Origin of the sequence: Caulobacter sp. DWR2-3-1b2, assembly GCF_049896345.1 — a bacterium.
Lineage (GTDB): Bacteria > Pseudomonadota > Alphaproteobacteria > Caulobacterales > Caulobacteraceae > Caulobacter.
Genome location: NZ_JAFCUC010000006.1, coordinates 23,081 through 42,923 on the forward strand (window position 1 = coordinate 23,081; position 19,843 = coordinate 42,923).

A 19,843-nucleotide genomic window follows, 5' to 3' on the forward strand; every position below is an offset into this window, starting at 1 on the left:
GACCGACAAGAACAAGACGACCTAGGGAGACGACACGATGCCGCGACGCCTGTTGGGAGCATTTCTGGCCGCGGCGGCCCTGATCGGTCCGCTGCAAGCCTGCGCCGCGACGCCCGCCAAGCCTGGCGCCGCCGTCCAGAGCTCGGCCCTGGTCGAGGGCGCGCGCGTCGCCGACTGGCAGTTGAGCCACATCGACAATTTCGATTACGTGCCCGCCTCGCAGTTTCGGCGCGACACCGAGGCGCCCCGCGACTGGATCCAGGCGGCGTTCTATATCGGCCTGACCGCCTATGCCGACGCCGCCAAGGCGCCCAAATACACCGACGCCATCCTCGCCCACGGCCAGGCCGAGGGCTGGGGCTTCGACAAGCGCCCGCGCCACGCCGATGCCGACGCCACCGGCGCGGTCTGGGTCTGGGCCGCCGCCCGCACCCATGACCCCGCCAAGCTGGCCCCGGTCCGCGCCCGCTTCGACACCGTCCTGGCCAGCCCTTCGAGCGTCGATCTGGGCTTCGAGGCCAAGCCCCCCCAGGGCGGTGATCCCTATTGCCAGGCCCGCTGGTGCTGGAGCGACGCCATCTTCATGGCCCCGCCCACCTGGATCTCCCTGTCGAAGGAGACAGGCGATCCGCGCTACCTGGCCCATGCCGACAGCGAGTTCTGGGCGACCACCAGCCTGCTCTACGACCAGAACGACCACCTCTATTTCCGTGACAGCCGCTTCATCGCCAAGCGCAGCGACGCGGGGGCCAAGATCTTCTGGGGGCGCGGCAATGGCTGGGCCTTCGCCGGCGTCGCCCGCATCCTGCAGGACCTGCCCAAGGACCATCCCAGCCGCCCGCGCTACGAGGCGCTGTTCAGGCAGATGGCGACCAAGATCGTCACCTTGCAGGGCGAGCAGGGCTATTGGCCGGTTTCGCTGCTGGAGCCACAACAGACGCCGGAGACCAGCGGCACGGGCTTCTTCGTCTACGGCCTGGCCTGGGGCGTGAACCACGGGGTGCTGCCGGCCGCCCGCTACCGCCCAGCGATCGACAAGGGCTGGAGCGCGCTCGTCTCGGCGGTCGAGCCCGACGGCAAGCTGGGCTGGGTGCAGCGCGTGGGCGCGGCGCCCGACCAGGTAGGTCCCGACGACACCCAGCTCTACGGCGTCGGCGCCTTCCTGCTAACGGCCAGCGAGGTCTCTCGGCTGTCGCCTGCGCGCGGGAGCGCGGCGCAGCCGTGAGCTCGGTTGCTCCGCCTCTCGCCCCCGCTAGGATGATCGACATGACCCGCTCCGCCGATCCTCAAAAGCTCTATCAGCAGATTGCTCGGGCAATCGCCACCGCCATTGGCGAAGGCCGATATGGACCGGGCGACAAGTTGCCGTCCGAGCGCGAATTGGCGGATGACTTCGGCGTCAGCCGGCCCACCATCCGCGACGCCATGATCGCCCTGGAGTTCCAGGGCCTGGTCGAGGCGCGGCAGGGCTCGGGCGTTTATGTCAACGCCTCCCCGGTGGTCGAGGACACCGCTGACCTGGAGGTTGGCGCGCTGGAACTGACCGAGGCGCGGCGACTGTTCGAGGGCGAGGCCTGCGCCCTGTCGGCCGCCACCATCGCCGGCGAACACCTCGCCCACCTTGACCAACTGGTCGTCCAGATGGGGCGCTGCGTCTCGCCCGACGAGATCGAGCGCCTGGAGCAGGCGTTCCACCTCGCCATCGCCCGCGCCACCGGCAACGCCGCCATCGAGGCCGGTGTCGAGGACCTGTGGACCCTGCGCCAGCAATCCCCGGCCTGCGCCGCCCTGCTGCGCCGCGCCCGCAGCAATGGCGGGGGTGATTTCATCGACGAGCATCGCCAGATCGTCGCGGCCCTGCGCCAACGCGATCCCAGGGCCGCGCGCCAGGCGATCCATTTTCACCTGGCCCAGGTGATCGACGACCTGCTGGCCTTGGCTGAGCAGGACGCCTTGCAACAGACCCGCCAGAAAATGGCGGAACAGCGCCGCGAACTGGCACGCCGCACCGAAATCTAGAGAAACGGGATCACTCCATGTCCAAGCGGATTCTCACCCTCGCCCTGGCGGCGTCCCTGGCTATTGCCGCCCTCGCCATCGCCCAAGCCGCGCCGACCCTGCCGCCCTTGGTGGAGCCGGTCCTGGTCAAGCCCGACGCCGACGGCCAGAAGCCCCGCGCCGTCGTCAGCTACGCGCCCTATCGCTACGACGACATCCTCTGGGAAAACGACCGCACGGCCCATCGCATCTACGGCCCCGCCCTGCAGGCCTATGAGCCGCCCTCGACCTCCGGCATAGACGCCTGGGGCAAGCTGGTGCGCTGGCCGTTCATGGAGCGCCAGCTGAAGACCGGAAAACAGCACGACTTCCACGGCGAGGGGCTGGACTTCTACGACGTCAACACCTTTCGCGGCGCCGGCGGGCTGGGCGTCTGGCAGGACAACAAGCTGTGGGTGTCGCGCAACTGGAAGTCCTACGAGATCCTCAAGACCGGCGGCGACGTGGCCTCCTTCAAGGTGAGTTACGCGCCCTGGCCGGTCGATGTGGATCGCAAGGTCTGGGAGACCCGCACCTTCACCCTGCCGCTGGGCTCAAACTTCACGCGGATGGTCTCGACCATCAGCTCCGACAAGCCCGGCCCGCTGGTGATCGGCATCGGCATCAGCAAGCGCAAGGCCACGCATCAGGGCGCAGGCGGCGCGCTCACCAAGGACCTGGCGAGGGGCCGCGTCTCCTACTGGGAGCCGACCGATCCGGTGAAAGGCACGATGGGCGTCGCCTTGATGGTGGATCCCAAGGCCCTGGTCGAGGTGCGCCAGGACGCCGACAACTACCTGGTCCTGATCAAGGTCGAGCCCGGCAAGCCGTTCGTCTACTACATGGGCGCGGCCTGGGACAAAGGCCTCGACTTCCACGATCGCGCGGGCTGGGAGGCCTATGTGACGGCCCAAACGCCGGACTTCGATCCGGGGCGGTGAGCCTTAGGCGGCCGCTGTCGAAAGATTATGGTGCGGGCTGCCGGGGTCGAACCGGCACTCCTTTCGGAACCGGATTTTGAGACGAGCGGGTTCCTTGTAAAGTCAGTGACTTACGCCCGCTGCGCGTTCTGTGCGCGTTATGCCGACGTGGGGCCAACCTAACGCTGGCGATATTGCGGATTGGTGCAATGTCCGATTCCAGGCCCGGACCTCATTTCCGCACCCGACCCATTGCGGACGTTACAGATGTCCACTTCCCAGCTCCTTGAGCCGCTTGACGCCAGCACCAAGTGCCTGGGGTCGAATCGGTGCGATATCAGTCCAAGCTGTTCAGGCTGGTGGCAAGGTCGGCGGTACGGAACGGCTTCGTTAGCCGGGGGAGCTCTGGAGAAATTCCTGCCGTTTCGGCGTAGCCCGACACAACCAGCACCTTAATCGCCGGCCAAGCATTCCGTACCGTGTAGGCTAACTCGGTGCCAGTCACGCCGGGCATCAGATGATCCGTCACCACGATATTTGGAGCCAAGCCCCCCTCCAAGAGCCCGAGCGCCTCGACCGCCGAGACTGCCTCTATGACATCGTAGCCGAGTTCCATGAGCATCGCGGACGTGCTCAGCCGCACAGGCTCTTCGTCGTCCACCAAGAGAACCTTGCCGCGAGCCCCTTCCACCTTCACTTGCTCCTTTTTCGACGCGGGTTCGATTTCTGCGTCGCCTTCGCCCTGGGGCAGCCACATCTCCACGTTCGTCCCTATCCCAGGCGTGCTCTTGATCGTGACCGCTCCGCCCAGCTGAGAGGCCAAGCCGTGAACCATCGACAGACCAAGGCCGGTTCCTCTGCCGACGCCCTTGGTCGAAAAGAAGGGCTCGACCGCGCGAGCTAGCGTCGCCTCATCCATTCCGACCCCCGTGTCCGCTACTGAGATGTGCAAGTAGCGTCCGGCGCTCAGCTGGGACCGATGCGCCTGGTCGATAGCCTCGGCGTTAGCGGAAATCCACAACGTGCCGCCGTCAGGCATCGCATCGCGGGCATTCACCGCCAGGTTAAGCAAGGCCATTTCAAGTTGGTTCGGGTCGGCTTTGGCTGGGGGCAGGTCGTTCCCGATTTCGACCTTAACCTCGATCTGTGGCCCGGTCGTACTCTCGATCAGATCGGCCATCCCTGTCACGAGTTTGGCAACATCTACCTGCACCGCCTGAAGTGGCTGTCGGCGAGCAAACGCAAGAAGTCGCTGAACGAGTGTCGTAGCGCGATCCGCTGACTGTGCTGCGCCAGCGATCAAGCGCCGGTCGCGGTCGTTCCCCAGTTCCCGACGTTGAAGCAGGTCGAGCGCGCCAACTATGGGCGTTAGCAGGTTGTTAAAATCGTGAGCGACTCCCCCAGTAAGCTGGCCCAACGCCTCCATCTTATGGGTTTGGCGAAGAGCTTCCTTTGCAACCTCTAGCTCCGCTTCACGCTTCTTCTCCACGGTCACGTCACGGCCTGTGCAATACACCAGACCGTCGTCGGGGACGCAGACCCAGGAGATCGAGCGATACGAGCCATCCTTGTGCCGGTAGCGGTTCTCAAAGTTGATTGCTGCTTGGCCTTGCTGGGTTAGATGAAACCCGCCGCGCGTGTTTTCCAAGTCGTCCGGGTGTAGTAGGTCCCATATAGTCGTCCGCCTTACCTCGTCCTCCGACCATCCCAGCACTGCCAGCCAGGCGGGATTAGAGGTGACGAAGAAGCCTCGTTGATCCAACGCGCCCATCAGGTCCGGACTTAAGGCCCAGCTCCGTCCGCGAGCCTGCGTTCGCTCAATAACTCGGCCTTCAAGAGCGGCATTTAAATCCCGCAACGCAAATTCGGTATTCTTGCGCGCCGTGACATCCCGGTAGAAGACCGCCAGGTGCTCGGCAAAAGGATAGGCGCGCATGTCTATCCAAGTGGCGCGTCCATCTGGCCAAATGAAGTTGTGTTCCAGCGTCACGGCGCGCCGTTCCGCGATTGCCTGACGGAGGAGAGCGCCCAGTTCGGGCGCAGCGTCCGGGTGCGCTTCTTCGTGCGTCTTTCCAATAAGGGCTTCGCGTGGCCGATCCTCCAGCCGCATTGCTTCTATGTTCAGATCTAAGAAGCGGAGATCTCGATCAAGCAAGACAAATGCGTCCCCCATATTGTCGAGGACGTCTTGGGCAAGAGCGCGCTCGGCTCTAAGCCGCCGCTCGCTTTCGCGCAGCGCCGCTTCGGTCCGGGCGCGCTCGACCGCTGCCCAGGTGCGTTCAGCCACCTCTTCAACAAGGGCGACTTCGCCCTGTGTCCAGACTCGTGGACCGGTTGAGATGGCGTTGATCGCCCAAAGCGGGTTGTTCTCGCCTTTGCGCAGAGTCGCGGCGATCAAAGCGCCCAGGCCGAGGCCTGCGAAACTGGCCCGGTCGGTGTCTGAAAGGCCCTCCATCTCCACCACATTGTCGATCACCAGCGTGCGATCAAAGGCGACCTGAAGCGCTTCGGGAAAATCGGACAAACGCACTTGAGCGGGCAACGGGGGCAGACGGTCGTCGTGCACCTGATGGGGGAAGTCGCCCGCATCGTCGGCCAGGCGATAGATTCCGATGTAGCAGCGATCAAGCCGCAGATGTTCCCGGAGCATCTGGAGCGCCCGGTTTGCTATGCCCTCTGCGGTTGGTTCCGCCCGTAGCGAGTCGCTGAACTTCAGCAGGAACGTCTGTCGCGCCTCGCTCTCCTCCAACGCGAGCTCGCTGCGTTTGCGTTCAGTTACATCGCTAAACACGACCACAACCCGGAGGCTGCCGGCAGGGCCAATACGCGCCAGATAAGCGTTGAACCAGCGGCCCAGCCCCGACGCCGGCAACTCAAAGCGTATCGGCTCGCCCGTATTCACGACGTGCGAGTACCGTTGGGCCCACTCCATCTCAAGATCGGGCATAACCTCGCTGACCAGACGCCCCGCGATGTCCTTTATCCCCGTCAGGCGCTCAACCGCCGGGTTGACGACTATGTAGCGCCAGTCGACGACCTGCCCGTCCGGGTCCTGGACAACCTCAACCTCCATGAAGCCTTCGTCGGAAGAACTATACAGGGTGCGATAAAGGACCTCGCTCTCACGCAGCTCGGCAAGCGTTGCATTGGCTGCTTCTAGTTGGCGCTTGAGTGCGTCGATGTCTGCGTCGTGATTCATGCCTACCAGTCGCACGAACTGGGCACATTTGGGATAACGATGATCGCGACGAACGTCGGCTAGTGGATGGTGAACCTAGGTCGCCTTTCCACCCTTCTCTGACCCTGGCGATGTCCGCTTCCGGGACGAGGAACAAATTTCAAGGATCGGCGGAGGCGGTAGCCACTGCAACTATGTTGGTGCGGGCGGCCGGGGTCGAACCGGCACTCCTTTCGGAACCGGATTTTGAGACGAGCGGGTTCCTTGTAAAGTCAGTGACTTACGCCCGCTGCGCGTTCTGTGCGCGTTATGCCGACGTGGGGCCAACCTAACGCTGGCGATATTGCGGATTGGTGCAATGTCCGATTCCAGGCCCGGACCTCATTTCCGCACCCGACCCATCTCAGACATTGAGCGCGTTGCGTACTTAGGCGCGCACGATGTCTGAGATGGGTCGAGGCTGTGTGAAAACGCAGTGCTGAACCCTCTCACGGAAGAAAGCTTTCGCGTCCCGACCGGTCTCCATGCGCGACAAAGCGCGAGATTGGCCATTTGTTGGCCCCGTCGAAGGTCGCTTCGAGGTCCAGATTGCGTTTTCACACAGCCTCGGTCGGGTGCGGAAATGAGGGGCGCGGCTGTCAGGCGACCCAGCTTCGGTTTTCAGGTTTGCTGACCTGCTTTCCGTGCCCCCTAAGCGTCAGCTCAGCACGATCGCCTTGCGCCCAACCACATTCCACCGCCCACCTGCCTTGTGCAGCAAGACTAGGTAGACGCCACCGCCTAACTGATTGCTGGAGCTCACAACTTCGGCAATAGCCTCGGTGCCAAGCTCATCCAAGGCCGGGAGCGACATGCGATGGACATAGGCGGTGCGTTTGCCAATTCCAATGCTGCGCAACTGCGCGTTAGCTCCGGTCTCCGAAGCTAAAGCTCCGTGCGCGGCGGCCACCTTGCGAACATTCTCACACGTAAGAGCCGACTCCCCACGTGACATTTCGAAACTCGACAGGGTCGATGCTCGCGGAGCCTGGCCTTGCCAGCCGCTTTTCAACGTATCAGGCGACAGGTCTATGCTGAAAGGGCGGGTGGGAGCGGAGCTGTAATATGTGTCACCCAGCGCGCCGAGCGGGAGGGCGGACACGGCTGCATCACACCGCAGTTGACGCAGGCCGGCATTTGACGGCGAAGCCCCACCCTTCGTGTGGGCGCCAGCGAAAACGCCAAACAATGCGATGACCGCGATCGTTATGTTCATCATGTTCTCGGTACCGTCCCGCCAACCAAGGCAAGTTCGGAGTCGGTCGGGTACACTGCGCCGTTTATACCTGCAAGTATTTGTCCGTATTCATTCGTGATGGCTTCGCGGTTGGGATTTAACGCTCCAGCTTCACCATCGATGCTAGCGTGGGCGAGTTCATGGTAGATAACATAGTTCAACCCCTCGACCGGCCCGAACGCATTAGTCTAGTCTGTTAGTCGTACGGGATCGATGTGGATTATGTTGTCAGTCCCGGATACGTCAGTCCAGGCCGGGAACGACAGGGAGTGAGGCCCCACGTCTATCCTGGTGTGCTCGACCGACTGCAACAACTCTGTCCACGTCAAAGTGCCACCAGGAGCTGGGAAATAGCTTGTGTTCACTTGGTGGGGATCGGCCACCATTATTTTCGCTAGAGCGTAGAGCGCCTGCATGGCCTCGCGCGCCTGCTGATAGACGGGTGAGTTTGGATCTCCGGTCACGTGACTTGCGCCGAACACTTCGACTTCTTGCCTGAAGGTGTCGCTCCAAGCCTCAAACGCCGCTTCATCGCGGTCGGGCCGGACATTTTGTTGATAGTAATCGTAATTTACTTCGACACTATTGCCGCCGCCGCTTGAAGCCATCACGATAATCTCCGACACCGTGACGTTTGAGCCATAGCTGGCTCCCATAAGGAGTTCTTGATCAGCGATATCGATCAGACTTGAGTCTTCGAAAAGCATGCAGCACCTCTGCGGACAGATCGAAGTAGAGAAGCGCACGTTGACCAAATTCACAACCCTGCATAACAAATTCAACGAAATCCCTTGAGGACCATCTGTGGCCGAGCTTCCCGCGCCCACGATCACGCCGCCCGAAACGCCGAAACCATCCAGCTTCAAGCGGATTTCGGTGATGAGATTGCCGAGCTGGAAAGGGCTTTCGCCAGAAGTCCAAGCGAGTTTTATAGCCCTGGACGAAGCGCTGAGCCTACCTCGGAACAATGATGCAGGCATCGTCAATTGGTCGCTCGGACTTAAGGGGACATTGATCGACGCGTTGCCTCGGATCGAAGCTCTGGAGCATCGCTTGTCTGTGGAGATGTTGGCGCGGTCGCCCGTCGACGCGCTTGATCCTAGGACTCCGCTAGAACTACCGACCCGTGCGGCCGCTCAAATCCAACTCTTGAGCGGGTTGAGCGGGCACGCGTCGGCATTTCCCGAGACCTTGTCAGAGCTCCATCGGCTGATCCACGGGAGAAGCCAAGGCCTACGCACCACGGGCGTCCGAAGTCTTCCTGACCGCCTTGGGACGTATGTCGTGTTCCCCGAAGTCGAAGAGGTTCGCCCCGGCCTTGAGAGCCTGCACGGCTTCATCCTTGAGCATGTCGACGAGCAGCCCGCCTTCGCCGCTGCTGTTGCAATGACCTCGATCTGCAATATTCACCCGTTCGAGGACGGCAATGGTCGCCTGTCTCGCATCGTACTCAATGCGTTGACTAGAAAAGCTCACACTTCCGCTCCCTATCTGCCGCTGCATGAACTCGGCCGAATCTCCCGTGGTGGATTCCTGATCGCCATGAGACTTGCCCAATATCGCGGGGAGTGGCTACCACTTGCAGACTTCCTACGGGCCAGTGTTGACTTCGTGGCCAGCGTTCCAGATCGAGGCCGAGTACCCGCCGTGGATATTAGAAGCTATTAGGAGCCTACGACGCCACGCTCCTGCGGCGCAGCTCTTTAACATATCTGTCGATTGAGGTAGGTCCGCCTGCTCAAGCGTGCGCTGTGCGGCATTCTCGAAGACGATAGCGAAGCTGCACTGTCCACAATGTGAAGCTTAGGAGAGCTTTGATCCGCTCACCACCCCGATCAGACCTTCGCCCCGACCGCTTTCCGGAATGGCGCCCAAGGTCTGGTTTCGGGCGAGGCCCTCGTTTCTGCACCCGACCCTAGTCGGACGTTGAAGCTTCGAACCAGAGCCTCTAGCTTTGCAACTGGAGACGCGCGGCTGAGTATCCGGAGCCTTCTAGTGCCAGAAAAGCCGCCATTGCCTGGACGGACCTCAGAGGCGGCTTTCTTGAGCCAAGTAGGCTTTTGGTTCGTTAACTCGCAGGAGGCGCGTAGTCACCATGCCCGCATCAAGAAGTTTCTGACCATCGGCCTGATATCACTTCGCCCTCATCTCACTACCGACGGAACAGCCATTAAGGCTTACGAACTGACAGACCAAGGGCTTGATAGGTTGGCGCTAATTGCAGGAGAACGCATGGCTTCGGATGCGCGGGGGCATCGGGACTACTTCAGAGATCAAGCGCGCAGGCATCGTTGGGCGTGAGCGGACTTTGATCAATGAGCTTTCAGTGGAGTTGAACCAATCGGGCAGTCGATCCTGACAGGAAGCCCGTCTTTGTAGGCGTAGTACTCGATGCAGCCTTTCGGGGCTGAAATCGCTTCTCGTTTCCCAATGTCTGCTGCAGTCAGGAACTCCGACGGGGTAGTCTTTCCGTCGCTATTCCAATCCATTTCAGACCACCTGTACCCATGCTGAAGCGCGCCGAATGCGACGAAGCCGACATAGGCGACGGGTATCGCGAGGATGAGACAGACGAGAGCGATTAGAGTCTTCCGCATTCCTCGACCTTGGCAGTAGGAGGGTCGCCTTTCCACCTCTTCTCTGACCCTGGCGATGTCCGCTTCCGGGACGAGGGACAAATTTCAAGGTTCGGCGGAGGCGGTAGTCACTGCAACTATGTTGGTGCGGGCGGCCGGGGTCGAACCGGCACTCCTTACGGAACCGGATTTTGAGTCCGGCGCGTCTACCAGTTCCACCACGCCCGCACGGCGCCGGCCCGCTTGAGAGCAAGGCCGTGTCCCCATTTCAGAAAGCCGGACGTCAGGGCGTCTCGGCGAGGGGAGTGCTTCCTAGCAAAGGCGGGCGTGAACTTCCAGACGCCTTGAGGCGCTTTCCACACGCGATCGTCCGAACCGTGGATCTGGGCCCGCTAGCCTGGCGCGGTATCGGCCCCGTAGAGCGTGCCAGCGGCGATCTCCAGACGTCCCAGCAGGCGCTTAAGCGTCGCGACCTCGCCCGGCGCGAGGCCCGCGAGCAAGGCCGCCTCGTAGGCGCGCGCCATGGGCACAATCTCGGCGAACAGGCGGCGGCCGGCGGCGGTAAGCTCGAGGCTGTGCGAGCGGCGGTCGATGCGGTTGCTGAGGCGGACAGCCAGGCGACGCTCGACGAGATCCTGAGCGGCGCGGCTGACCCGCACCTTGTCCATGGCGGTTTTGGTCACCGCCGCCTGCTGGGTCAGCGGCCCCTCGGCCAGAACCGACATCAGGCGCCATTGCGGTATGCTGAGGCCAAAGCGGTCCTCATAGGCGCGGGCGATCAGCTTGGTGACCGCGTTGGCGGCGATGACCAGCTGGTAGGGCAGATAGTCCGCCAGCGAGACGTGCTCGGGCGCGCCTTCGGGCGGGGCGGGAATCATCTGTGAGACCGTAGCGGCCATGCCGTCCTTCCTTTTGTCCTCCAGACGCCCGCGACTCTTGCGTTCGCTCGCGTCGACTGGGATCGATTTGGCCCAGCCAGTTGGCGCGGCTCAATCGCGCCCGTTCGCGGAGGAAGGAAACTGCGCGTTTCGCTCGCCGGTTGCGCATCCAGCCTTGAGGACGCCCAGGGAAGGGGCGCCGCCGTGCTCAAAACTCTTCGTGCGACCGTCGCTCGTTTAGGCGCTTTAGCGTGGGGTCGGTATGAGTCAGCACCTTCTGGCAACGTTCCAGCTCTTTCAGGCAATCGCCGCGACTCCAGAAATCGGAAAATTCCACGACAGCCATACGGACTTGGCGAGCATAGTCCTTGTGGTCAAGGACCTTGGGCTCTTCGTCCTTGTGTTCGTCATGTCCATGGTCGGGCTCGTGTCCGGGACGGCGCCCCGTCAGCACCAAGGTCTGACCGCCCAGGATGGTGACATTCGCCGCGGCCAGTTCCAGCTCGGTTTCCGCCTTGTGACTGGCGCCGTGAGCGTCGTGCCCATGGCCATGCCCGCCGTGCTTGTCGTCCTTCTTGTCGTGCGCGCCTTTGGACTTGTCTTTTTCCTTGGGCTTTTCCTCGACCGGCTCTCCTTTGAGCGCCTCGGAGACGCCTTTCAGCGCCTTTGCGCAGGGTCCGCCGAACATCAGGATCGGCCCGACCCGCCTCTGGACTTCCTCGACCAGATCCTGCGCCTTCCAGAACAGCTCGCCCGAGGGCGCGCTGGTGGCCGCCACGCACTTGAGCTTGATCGCCTCGTGGATGATCCTGGGCACGTCGCGCCAGCGATCGTCGCGACCACGACCGCCCACATGCTTGCCGACATAATAGGTGAGAATGGCCACGGCCGCCACGACGAGGGCGATCCCCGCCAGGAGGGTGGGATCGAAGATCGGCACCGGCGTCTCGACAGGAAACTCTGACTGGTACACCGCGCCCCCTCCAGCATCAGACATCAAGAGTCATAGGGTTAACGCAAGCGGAGCCGAGTTGCACGACCAAGGTTACGCGAAAGGTCGGGAAATCACGCCGCGCGCCTTGGCGCCTTGGTCGTAGCGGCTAGGACCGCCGTAGACGGCCACTTCGCATAGAATGTCGCCGCCGCTCTGCGTCGCCCAAAGATAGTTTCGCTCGACCTCGACATTCCGGCCGGCCGGCGAGACGCCCTCGAAAGTGTCGCCCCAGGGAATCACCTTGTTGAGGTCTCGCCAGGTCAGGGTCATGGCGCGCGACAGCTCGTCCTGGGCCATGGCTTCGAGGTCGGGGTCGGGGTCGCTCAAGATCGATCTCCAGGTCCGTTGTCGTATCGCGCCATTACCTCGACAACGCTTCGCGTGCAGGATAGGCGCTGCGCACGACGAGGAGACACGGCGATGGGTATTCCGAAGGGCAAGCGCGACTTCCGCGACGAGGACCGGCTTGATCCGCGCGAGCGCCACCAGGTGGAATACTGGTGCAAACGCTGGGGTGTGACCCGCGACCAGATCGTCGCCGCCCACCGCAAGGTCGGCAATTCGATCAAGGACATCGCCGCCGAGCTCGGCAAGAAGAAGTAGCGGCGCCCGCCTTACCGCTTGTCGCGTCGAAATTTGGCCGCTTCGGCCGCCAGGGAAGTGGCCGAAGGATCGTGTTCGTCCGGCTCGGGCGCGAATGGCAGATGGCCGGCCACGCCGCGCAAGGCCAGCCACAGCGGATGGCTGAAATGGCCCAGAATCCGCAATGGCCGGCGCTTGTCGTCGGTGACGTCCCAGCGCTCAAGCTCGAATGCGTCGGCCTGGTCGCGCATCGCCTTGACGTCAATGCCGTCCCAGCCCTCCGGATCGGGGATGGCGGCGGCCTCGTCGGCCGTGAGACCGAAGGTGTCGCGCGCCAGCTGATCGATCTCGGGAAACTCCGCGCGCGCCTGCGGCTCGGCGAACGACGGCTTCATCAGCGCCCGGGTCTCCAGGTCGGCGAAGCCGGGAAGGTCGATCAAGCGGCGCGGGGCCATGTCTCAGGCCTCTTCAGCGTTGTCGTTGCGCCAGTACGGCTCGACCACGCCCTGCAGCTTGATGGTCATCGGATTGCCCTTGCGATCGACGGCCTTGCCGGCGGTGACGCGGATCCAGCCTTCGCTGATGCAATACTCGTCGACATTGGTCTTCTCGACCCCGTTGAAGACGATCCCCACCCCGCGTTCGAGCACGCTGGCGTCATGATGCGGGCTGCTCGGGTTGGAGGCCAGGTGATCGGGGGGCGTATCGCTCATGGGACGGTCTTTCGAACAATGTGGACGGCAAAAGCCATCGAACGCGCGTGATAGCCATCCAGGCCGGCAATTCCAATAGGATTGCACGCGATCGCGTGAACCGCCGCGACAAGTCCGTGGCCCCCTGCTAGCTACGGCGCGTCCTTATTTCGGAGCTTCCATGCTGCGTCGTCTCTATGACTGGGTCATGGGCCTGGCCGCCTCGCGCCACGCCCCGCTTGGCCTTTTCGCCGTCTCGTTCGCCGAAAGCTCGTTCTTTCCCATCCCGCCCGACGTGATGCTGGCCCCGATGGTGCTGACCCGACCCGACCGCGCCTGGCGCTACGCGGCGATCTGCACCCTGGGCTCGGTGTTGGGCGGGTGCCTGGGCTATGCGATCGGATTCTTCCTCAAGCCGGTCGGCGTCTGGATGATGACCGTCACCGGCCACGCTGGCGGGATGGACGAATTCAAGTGCTGGTACGACCAATACGGCGTCTGGGTGATCCTGGCCAAGGGCCTGACGCCCATTCCCTACAAGCTGGTGACCATTGCGTCAGGCTTGGCCGCCTTCAGCTTCCCGATGTTCATCATCGCCTCGACGATTACCCGCTCGGCCCGCTTCTTCCTGGTCGCCTGGGTGGTCAAGAAATTCGGCCCGGCCATGATGCCGGTCATCGAAAAACGCTTGGCCCTGTTCGCCGGCATTCTCGTCGCCCTCCTTGTCATCGGCCTCGCGGCCAGCCACTTCTTGGGGGGAAGCAGCGGCGGAGCCTGCGCGGCATGACGATCGACAGCCTCGAGAACGGCGAACCAAAGGCCAGCGAAATCCGCGCGACGGGGCCGGCGGGCGAAGCGCTCGCCACGGCCCCGCCGATGCGAGGCCCGCTGGACCTGGCCGTCGCGCACTGGCCGCTGCTGGCCTTGGCCGCCTGCGCCTTCATGCTCGGCGCCGCCCATGCCTTCGAGACCTTCGGCAAGCTGGCCCCGTGCCTGATGTGCCTGAAGCAACGCGAGGTCTATTGGCTGACCGGGACCGTGGCGGCGGTCGCCGTCGTGCTGTCGCGCACGGCCTGGGCGGACAAGGTGCGCCGACCGTTGATCCTGTTGCTGGGCGTCGGCTTTCTCTATGGCGCCGGCCTGGCGGCCTATCACGCCGGGGCGGAATGGAAGTGGTGGCCTGGTCCCGCGGCCTGCGCCGCTGGCGGCGCGGCCTCGACCGACGACCTGATCGCCATGCTGAAGGGCGCCAAGGTCGCCGCCCCATCCTGCGAAAAGGCTGTCTGGGTCTTTCTGGGCCTGTCGATGGCGGGCTGGAACGCCTTGATCTCGCTGGGCCTGGCCGTCGCCTCGGTCTTCGCCGCTCTTCGCAAACCCAAGGCCGTCTGAGATGAGCCAGCCTGTGCCACCCCGCCCCGGTCTCGGCGCCCAGAAGGCGCGCCTGGCCGAGATCCTGCGGGTCGATCAGGCGGGCGAGCTGGCGGCGGTGCACATCTATCGCGGCCAGCAGACGGTGATGCGCAACGCCCCCGGGCGCGAGCGGATCGCGGGCCAGCTGAAGGACATGGAGGGCCACGAGCAGGTCCATCTCAGCCGCTTTGACCAACTGCTGGGCGAACACGGCGTGCGCCCCACCCTGATGTCGCCGGTCTGGCGCGCCGCCGCCTTCGCCCTGGGCGCGGGCACGGCTCTGCTGGGTGAGAAAGCCGCCCACGCCTGCACCGAGGCGGTTGAGACGGTGATCGAACAGCACTATGCCGGGCAGATCGCCGAGCTTGAGGTCCGCGACCCCGCCCTGGCCGCCGAACTCAGCCAGTTCCGCGACGACGAACTGGCCCACAAGGAGATCGCTATCGCGGAAGGCGCCCTGGAGGCGCCGGCCTATCCACTGCTGTCGGCGGTGATCCGCGCCGGCTGCCGGGCGGCGATCAAGATTAGCGAGAAGATCTGACCGGCGTTCGCTGGAACTTCGGCAGAACTCCCCCCGAAACTTCGCCCTTGGCGCGCGGCGCGACCGCGCTTACCCATGTCGCTGAAATTATGCGGCCCGTGATTGTCGGGTTGAGGGGAGTTGCGGGTGAACATCCATCTTCGTCGGACCGCCGCCCTGTGCGCGGCATCCCTGCTAACCTTGGCCACGTCCGCTCAAGTCGCTCGCGCCCAGGCCGCAGCGCCGGCCAAGCCGGCCGAGACCACCGCCCTGACCCTGGGCACCGGTGGCCAGATGCCGGCCGAAGAGGCGGCGCTGGCCATCGAGCACGTTGATCTGAAGGTCAAGGTTTTTCCCGACCGCAAGGCGATCGAGGGGGACGCCACCCTGACCCTGCGGGCCAAGACCGACCTGGCCCGCATCGTGCTGGACCTGGACCGCGACCTGCCGATCAGCAGCCTGACCGTCGATGGCAAGGCTCTCCCCGCCTCGGCCTGGACCAATCCCGAGGGTCGCCTGACCATCACGCCGCCGCGCCCGCTGGCCGCAGGCGCCAAAACCGTGGTCCGCATCCGCTATGGCGGCGTGCCGCACGTGGCCGAAAAGGCGCCATGGGACGGTGGCTTCGTCTGGAAGACCGCCCCGACCGGCGAGCCCTGGATCGCCACGGCCGTGCAAGGCGACGGCTGTGACCTCTTCTGGCCGTGCATCGACTTCCCGACGGGCGAGCCGGAGCTGGTCGATTTCTACGTGACCGTTCCGGCTCCGCTGTCGGCTCCGGCCGGCGGCGTGCTGATCGACGTCGTGGAGAAGGACGGCTGGCGCACCTTCCACTGGCGCCAAAAGCATCCCGACACCTACGCCATCGCCCTGAACATCGGCCCGTACGAGAAGATCTCCGACACCTACAAGAGCCGGTTCGGCGACAGCTTCCCGATCGAATACTGGCACCTGAAGAGCGACGACCCGGCCAAGGTGAAGGCTCTGTTCGCCGAGTTCCCCCAGACCCTGGACTTCTTCGAGCAGATGATCGGCCCATACCCGTTCCGCTCGGAAAAGCTGGGCGTGGTCGAGACCCCGCACCTGGGCATGGAACACCAGACCATGAACGCCTATGGCAACGAGTACAAAAAGGACGTCTACGGCTACGACTGGCTGTTCCAGCACGAGTTCTCGCACGAGTGGTTCGGCAACCAGGTGACCAATGTCGACTGGGACGACATGTGGATCCACGAGGGCCTGGGCAGCTATATGCAGCCGCTCTATTCGCAGTGGTTGCACGGCGACATGGAATATATGGCGCGCCTGAACGCCCAGCGCGCCACCACCGTGAACAGGTTCCCCGTCGTCGCCGGCCGCGTCATGAGCGAGGACGACGTCTACAAGCCCGCAGGCGGCCCGGCCGGCGACATCTATTCCAAGGGCTCCAACATCATGCACACGCTACGCGCCACGATCGGCGATGAAGCGTTCTTCAGGTCGGTGCGCACCCTGGTCTATGGCCGGCCCGATCCGAAACCGGGCAACTTCCAGCCGCGCTACGCCACCACCAAGGATTTCATCCGCATCGTCAACGCTGCGACGGGCAAGGACTATCAGTGGTTCTTCGACGCCTACTTCTATCAGGCCAAGCTGCCGGAATTGCTGCAGACCCGCGACGGCGACGGCCTGGTGCTGAGCTGGAAGACTCCCTCGGGCAAGCCCTTCCCGATGCCCGTCGAGGTCAAGGTCGGCGACAAGCTCGTCACCTTGCCCATGGCCGACGGCGCGGGGCGGATCAAGGTCGGCGACACCGTGCCGGTGATCGTCGATCCAGCTTCCAAGATCCTGCGTCGCCAGCCCTATCTGGAAGAGTACCAGGCCTGGAAGAAGGTCACGGACGACGCGGCGAAAGCGGCCGCTGAAGCCGCCAAGAAAACTTAGAGCCCAACCTTGCCTCCGTCGTCGCAACCCGCCCGGCATGACGGAGGCCATGCGGACGCGATCGGTCATCTTTGGTTGACCCTGTTCCTTCACGGCTTGTAGTCCAAGTCCCAGTAAGGCTTTGCGCTCAAACCTGAGCTCGGAAAGCCATGCTGACGCCCAACCATGTCGTGACCACCGCCCGCGCCGTCCTGGTGGCCGGAGCCGTATCCGCAGCCATTCTGATGCTGGGTCCCTATCAGGGCCTGGAGCACGTGTTCGGCCTCAGCGACAAGGTCGCCCACGCCCTCGCCTTCGGCGCCCTGCTGGCCGTTTCGTTCATCGCCTTTCCGCGCATGCGCCGCCGCGACCTGGCGATCGCCGCAGTGATGCTGGGCGCGAGCGTCGAGGTGGCCCAACTGTTCACCCCCGGCCGCAGCGCCTCGTTCGGCGACCTGGCGGCCGACACGATCGGCGTCTGCGTGATCCACTTCGCCAGCCAGATCGAAGGCCTGCGCGCCTTGGCCCGTCAGCGCGGCGGCGCCAGCTTCAGCGACATCCTGGCCCAGGACCGCCGACGCGGCGCCCGACGCCTGGCGCCGGTCGCCAAGGCGGTGTTCTCACCCTCCACGCTCGCGTCGGACGTCGAACGCCCGGTCCGGTTCGCCAACCGGGCGTCGCAGCACTTTCCCTTGAGTCGTCGGTCGGCCTAGAGACCGAAAACCACCGACCACAGGGCGATATTGGCGATCGCCGTGGCGACCATGGCCCATCGCAGACGACGCCTGGCGCACAGTTGCCGGCCATGGGCGTCAAGCGTCGGATTGCTCAGCATCTAGAGCATTTTTCGAGCGAAGTGGTTCCGGTTCGCGTGGAGAAGAATGCGTCAAAACAAAAGATTAGAGCTCACGGCCTGACGCAGTCAGGTCGGGAAATGCTCTAGCCCTCTTCGCCAAGCCCCCGTCTCTGGGTCAGCTTGGCGGTGAGTCGATGCAAGTTGAGCCAAGGTGCTTTCCTGGGTGGCGAGATCACGCCTCCAGCTCGATGTCCCAATAGAGGTAGTCCAGCCAGCTGGCGTGCAGGTGGCCCGGCGGAAACCGGCGGCCGCGATCCTGCAGCTCGTGCATGCTGGGCCGGCGCGCCGTGTGGAACGGGTGCATGCCAGCCTCACGCGGTGTCCGGCCACCCTTGCCAAGATTACAGGGCGCACAGGCGGTGACGATATTCTCCCACGTCGTGCGTCCACCGCGGGAACGCGGGATGACGTGGTCGAACGTCAGGTCGTCCAGCGCCCCGCAGTACTGGCAAGAAAACCCGTCGCGCAAAAACAGGTTGAAGCGCGTGAAGGCTGGCGGACGGTCCTGCGGCACATACTGCTTCAGCGACACCACGCTGGGCAGCTTCATCTCGAACGAGGGCGAACGGACCACGTGGTCGTAGGTCGAGACCACTTCGACACGTTCGAGAAACACCGCCTTGATCACCTCCTGCCAGGGCCAGAGGGACAGCGGATAATAGCTCAAGGGCCGATAGTCGGCATTGAGCACAAGCGCCGGCATGCCGGACGGAGGACGGGACAGCACCTGCATCAGGGCCTCCCACTGGAGCCCGGAGGGCCCCAGCGAAATTGGAAGCCCGGAGGGCTCCAACGAAATTGGAAGCCCGGAGGGCTTCTGCGCAATGCGGGACCGGACAGGTCCCCATGAAGCGGATACGCGATCGGACTGAAGACGGGCCTCCTTCCCACGCATTCTCAGGAATCGCCATTCATTCCCGAACGCTCGGAAAGGATGGTCCAACTCCGCGACAGAACCAAGACATCCTTGCGCTAAGCCCCCGAACGATCGCGGTTATGGTCGCCTGCGGTCATCCACTCGTCCGGGAACTCGCCATGTCCTCGCCCGCCCTGCCCATGATCGCCCTGACCTGGCCCCTGGCGGCCAATCAGCCCTCGCGCCTGTTGCCCGGTGGGATCGACACTCCCGCCACCGCAGTGCGACCGGCCTTCAGGCGCTCGGCTAGCCTGCGGTGATCTCGACGATCTCGACCTCGCCGCCGGCGACCATGGCGGTGTCGCCCGCCGCCTTGCCCAGCATGGCCCGCGCCACCGGCGACACGTAGGACACCGAACCCTGGGCAGGATCAGCCTCGTCCTCGCCCACGATGCGGAAGGTCTGACGCCGACCGTCTTGGCGATCGAAGGTGACGGCCCCGCCAAACTGCAACACGTCCAGGGTAGGATCGAGTTCACGAAGTTGGGCGCTGGCTCGGCGGGCCGAATAGTAGCGCAGGTCGCGGGTGGCGCGAGCCATGGCGGTGCGATCCTGGGCGACGTCGCCCGCGGCCTGGGCGGCGCTATAGGCGGCGCGAGCGGCGGCAAGGCCCTCTTCCAGTTGCACCAGCCCTCGCGGCGTCACCAAATTGGGATGGGACGAGATCGGACGGTCCAACAGGTCGGCGGCGAAAGCTTCGCTGTCACCTTCCTTGGTGAAGGCCACGCTCATTGGCGCGCCGTCTGGGCTGGTGGTGAAACGGTCATGACTAGGAAATCCGGCCCGCGACGGGACGTTCCGCGACAGGAGCCTTGACCTAGTCGGCCCGTACGCCCTGATCAAGACATGCCAAAGCCGCCGGCGGGCAAACGCGGGCGGCTTTAAATTACTGCGGAGGCGGCGTCGTGTCGGCGGGACAGCGGGGGGATCCGCAAATCCCGTCGGTCACAAACGCTACCAGTTCAGAGGGCCACGCCGATCAAGGCGGCGGCGATGCCGACAGCCGCGGCCAGGAAGAAGCCGACAGCCATGCGGTCGAGCACGGTTTCGAAGGCGAAGAAAGTCTTGGTCATCACACACGTCCTTAGTGAGTTGGTTTGAGGCGG

General features: G+C 63.9%; 22 protein-coding genes and 1 tRNA gene. 11 read left to right on the forward strand and 12 right to left on the reverse strand.

Going from position 1 to position 19,843, the window contains the following annotated elements:
- The first annotated feature begins 37 nt into the window (after window positions 1-37).
- Genes ACP694_RS15610 through ACP694_RS15620 form a run of 3 tightly spaced genes read left to right on the forward strand, consistent with a single transcriptional unit; the run spans window position 38 to window position 2,978 of the window.
- Entirely contained in the window at window positions 38-1,225 is a 1,188-nt protein-coding gene (locus tag ACP694_RS15610) for a glycoside hydrolase family 88/105 protein (protein WP_426013856.1), read from the forward strand.
- Between the two features lie 32 nt (window positions 1,226-1,257).
- A complete protein-coding gene (locus tag ACP694_RS15615; protein ID WP_426014223.1) occupies window positions 1,258-2,019 on the forward strand; it encodes a FadR/GntR family transcriptional regulator in 762 nt (253 codons plus the stop codon).
- 17 nt (window positions 2,020-2,036) lie between these two features.
- Entirely contained in the window at window positions 2,037-2,978 is a 942-nt protein-coding gene (locus ACP694_RS15620; RefSeq protein WP_426013858.1) for a DUF4861 family protein, read from the forward strand.
- Between the two features lie 316 nt (window positions 2,979-3,294).
- On the opposite strand, the gene ACP694_RS15625 is transcribed toward ACP694_RS15620, so the two are convergent.
- The 3 genes from ACP694_RS15625 to ACP694_RS15635 form a co-directional block, all read right to left on the reverse strand.
- A complete protein-coding gene (locus ACP694_RS15625) occupies window positions 3,295-6,156 on the reverse strand; it encodes a PAS domain S-box protein (protein ID WP_426013860.1) in 2,862 nt (953 codons plus the stop codon).
- 676 nt (window positions 6,157-6,832) lie between these two features.
- Window positions 6,833-7,390: a hypothetical protein gene (locus ACP694_RS15630; RefSeq protein ID WP_426013861.1), complete on the reverse strand. Its 558-nt coding sequence runs from the start codon at window positions 7,388-7,390 to the stop codon at window positions 6,833-6,835.
- A 209-nt stretch (window positions 7,391-7,599) separates the two neighbouring features.
- A complete protein-coding gene (locus ACP694_RS15635; RefSeq protein ID WP_426013863.1) occupies window positions 7,600-8,118 on the reverse strand; it encodes a hypothetical protein in 519 nt (172 codons plus the stop codon).
- Between the two features lie 97 nt (window positions 8,119-8,215).
- Here ACP694_RS15635 and ACP694_RS15640 point away from each other — a divergent pair, with 97 nt between their 5' ends.
- Entirely contained in the window at window positions 8,216-9,079 is an 864-nt protein-coding gene (locus ACP694_RS15640; RefSeq protein WP_426013864.1) for a Fic family protein, read from the forward strand.
- A gap of 1,051 nt (window positions 9,080-10,130) precedes the next feature.
- Here ACP694_RS15640 and ACP694_RS15645 read toward each other — a convergent pair.
- The 4 genes from ACP694_RS15645 to ACP694_RS15660 all read right to left on the reverse strand — a co-directional run bounded on the left by ACP694_RS15645 (window position 10,131) and on the right by ACP694_RS15660 (window position 12,156).
- A tRNA-Leu gene (locus ACP694_RS15645) sits at window positions 10,131-10,215 on the reverse strand.
- Window positions 10,216-10,379: 164 nt separating this feature from the next.
- Entirely contained in the window at window positions 10,380-10,886 is a 507-nt protein-coding gene (locus ACP694_RS15650) for a MarR family winged helix-turn-helix transcriptional regulator (RefSeq protein ID WP_426013866.1), read from the reverse strand.
- A gap of 187 nt (window positions 10,887-11,073) precedes the next feature.
- Window positions 11,074-11,862 (reverse strand): hypothetical protein, encoded by a 789-nt coding sequence (locus tag ACP694_RS15655; RefSeq protein ID WP_426013867.1) that lies wholly within the window; start codon window positions 11,860-11,862, stop codon window positions 11,074-11,076.
- 48 nt (window positions 11,863-11,910) lie between these two features.
- Window positions 11,911-12,156, reverse strand: coding sequence for a hypothetical protein (locus tag ACP694_RS15660; protein WP_426014225.1), 246 nt, complete (start codon window positions 12,154-12,156; stop codon window positions 11,911-11,913).
- Between the two features lie 123 nt (window positions 12,157-12,279).
- Here ACP694_RS15660 and ACP694_RS15665 point away from each other — a divergent pair, with 123 nt between their 5' ends.
- Window positions 12,280-12,462 (forward strand): DUF3606 domain-containing protein, encoded by a 183-nt coding sequence (locus tag ACP694_RS15665; RefSeq protein ID WP_426013869.1) that lies wholly within the window; start codon window positions 12,280-12,282, stop codon window positions 12,460-12,462.
- Window positions 12,463-12,473: 11 nt separating this feature from the next.
- On the opposite strand, the gene ACP694_RS15670 is transcribed toward ACP694_RS15665, so the two are convergent.
- Both ACP694_RS15670 and ACP694_RS15675 read right to left on the reverse strand, forming a co-directional pair.
- On the reverse strand, window positions 12,474-12,896 hold the full coding sequence (locus ACP694_RS15670) for a hypothetical protein (protein ID WP_426013871.1): 423 nt from the start codon (window positions 12,894-12,896) through the stop codon (window positions 12,474-12,476).
- Between the two features lie 3 nt (window positions 12,897-12,899).
- Window positions 12,900-13,154 (reverse strand): DUF3297 family protein, encoded by a 255-nt coding sequence (locus ACP694_RS15675; protein WP_426013873.1) that lies wholly within the window; start codon window positions 13,152-13,154, stop codon window positions 12,900-12,902.
- Window positions 13,155-13,314: 160 nt separating this feature from the next.
- On the opposite strand from ACP694_RS15675, the gene ACP694_RS15680 reads away from it, so the two are divergent.
- The 5 genes from ACP694_RS15680 to ACP694_RS15700 all read left to right on the forward strand — a co-directional run bounded on the left by ACP694_RS15680 (window position 13,315) and on the right by ACP694_RS15700 (window position 17,678).
- Window positions 13,315-13,920 carry a YqaA family protein gene (locus ACP694_RS15680; protein WP_426013874.1) on the forward strand — a complete coding sequence of 202 codons (606 nt, stop codon included), beginning with the start codon at window positions 13,315-13,317 and terminating at the stop codon, window positions 13,918-13,920.
- Window positions 13,917-14,522 carry a disulfide bond formation protein B gene (locus ACP694_RS15685; protein ID WP_426013876.1) on the forward strand — a complete coding sequence of 202 codons (606 nt, stop codon included), beginning with the start codon at window positions 13,917-13,919 and terminating at the stop codon, window positions 14,520-14,522. Before ACP694_RS15680 ends, ACP694_RS15685 begins: the two co-directional genes overlap by 4 nt.
- 1 nt (window position 14,523) lies before the next feature.
- The gene (locus tag ACP694_RS15690; RefSeq protein WP_426013878.1) at window positions 14,524-15,084 is read left to right on the forward strand and encodes a demethoxyubiquinone hydroxylase family protein; all 561 of its coding nucleotides are present in this window, start codon (window positions 14,524-14,526) and stop codon (window positions 15,082-15,084) included.
- Window positions 15,085-15,210: 126 nt separating this feature from the next.
- Entirely contained in the window at window positions 15,211-16,986 is a 1,776-nt protein-coding gene (locus tag ACP694_RS15695) for a M1 family metallopeptidase (RefSeq protein WP_426013879.1), read from the forward strand.
- 149 nt (window positions 16,987-17,135) lie between these two features.
- Window positions 17,136-17,678 (forward strand): VanZ family protein, encoded by a 543-nt coding sequence (locus ACP694_RS15700; protein ID WP_426013881.1) that lies wholly within the window; start codon window positions 17,136-17,138, stop codon window positions 17,676-17,678.
- Here the strand turns inward: ACP694_RS15700 and ACP694_RS15705 are convergent.
- Both ACP694_RS15705 and ACP694_RS15710 read right to left on the reverse strand, forming a co-directional pair.
- Complete coding sequence (locus ACP694_RS15705) at window positions 17,675-17,800, reverse strand: hypothetical protein (protein ID WP_426013882.1); 126 nt, start codon at window positions 17,798-17,800, stop codon at window positions 17,675-17,677. The genes ACP694_RS15700 and ACP694_RS15705 overlap by 4 nt on opposite strands.
- 193 nt (window positions 17,801-17,993) lie before the next feature.
- Complete coding sequence (locus tag ACP694_RS15710) at window positions 17,994-18,557, reverse strand: HNH endonuclease (protein WP_426014227.1); 564 nt, start codon at window positions 18,555-18,557, stop codon at window positions 17,994-17,996.
- Between the two features lie 299 nt (window positions 18,558-18,856).
- On the opposite strand from ACP694_RS15710, the gene ACP694_RS15715 reads away from it, so the two are divergent.
- Complete coding sequence (locus tag ACP694_RS15715; protein WP_426013884.1) at window positions 18,857-18,997, forward strand: hypothetical protein; 141 nt, start codon at window positions 18,857-18,859, stop codon at window positions 18,995-18,997.
- On the opposite strand, the gene greA is transcribed toward ACP694_RS15715, so the two are convergent.
- Window positions 18,984-19,469, reverse strand: a complete 486-nt coding sequence (greA, locus tag ACP694_RS15720) for a transcription elongation factor GreA (RefSeq protein ID WP_426013885.1) — start codon at window positions 19,467-19,469, stop codon at window positions 18,984-18,986. The genes ACP694_RS15715 and greA overlap by 14 nt on opposite strands.
- Window positions 19,470-19,843 lie beyond the last annotated feature (374 nt).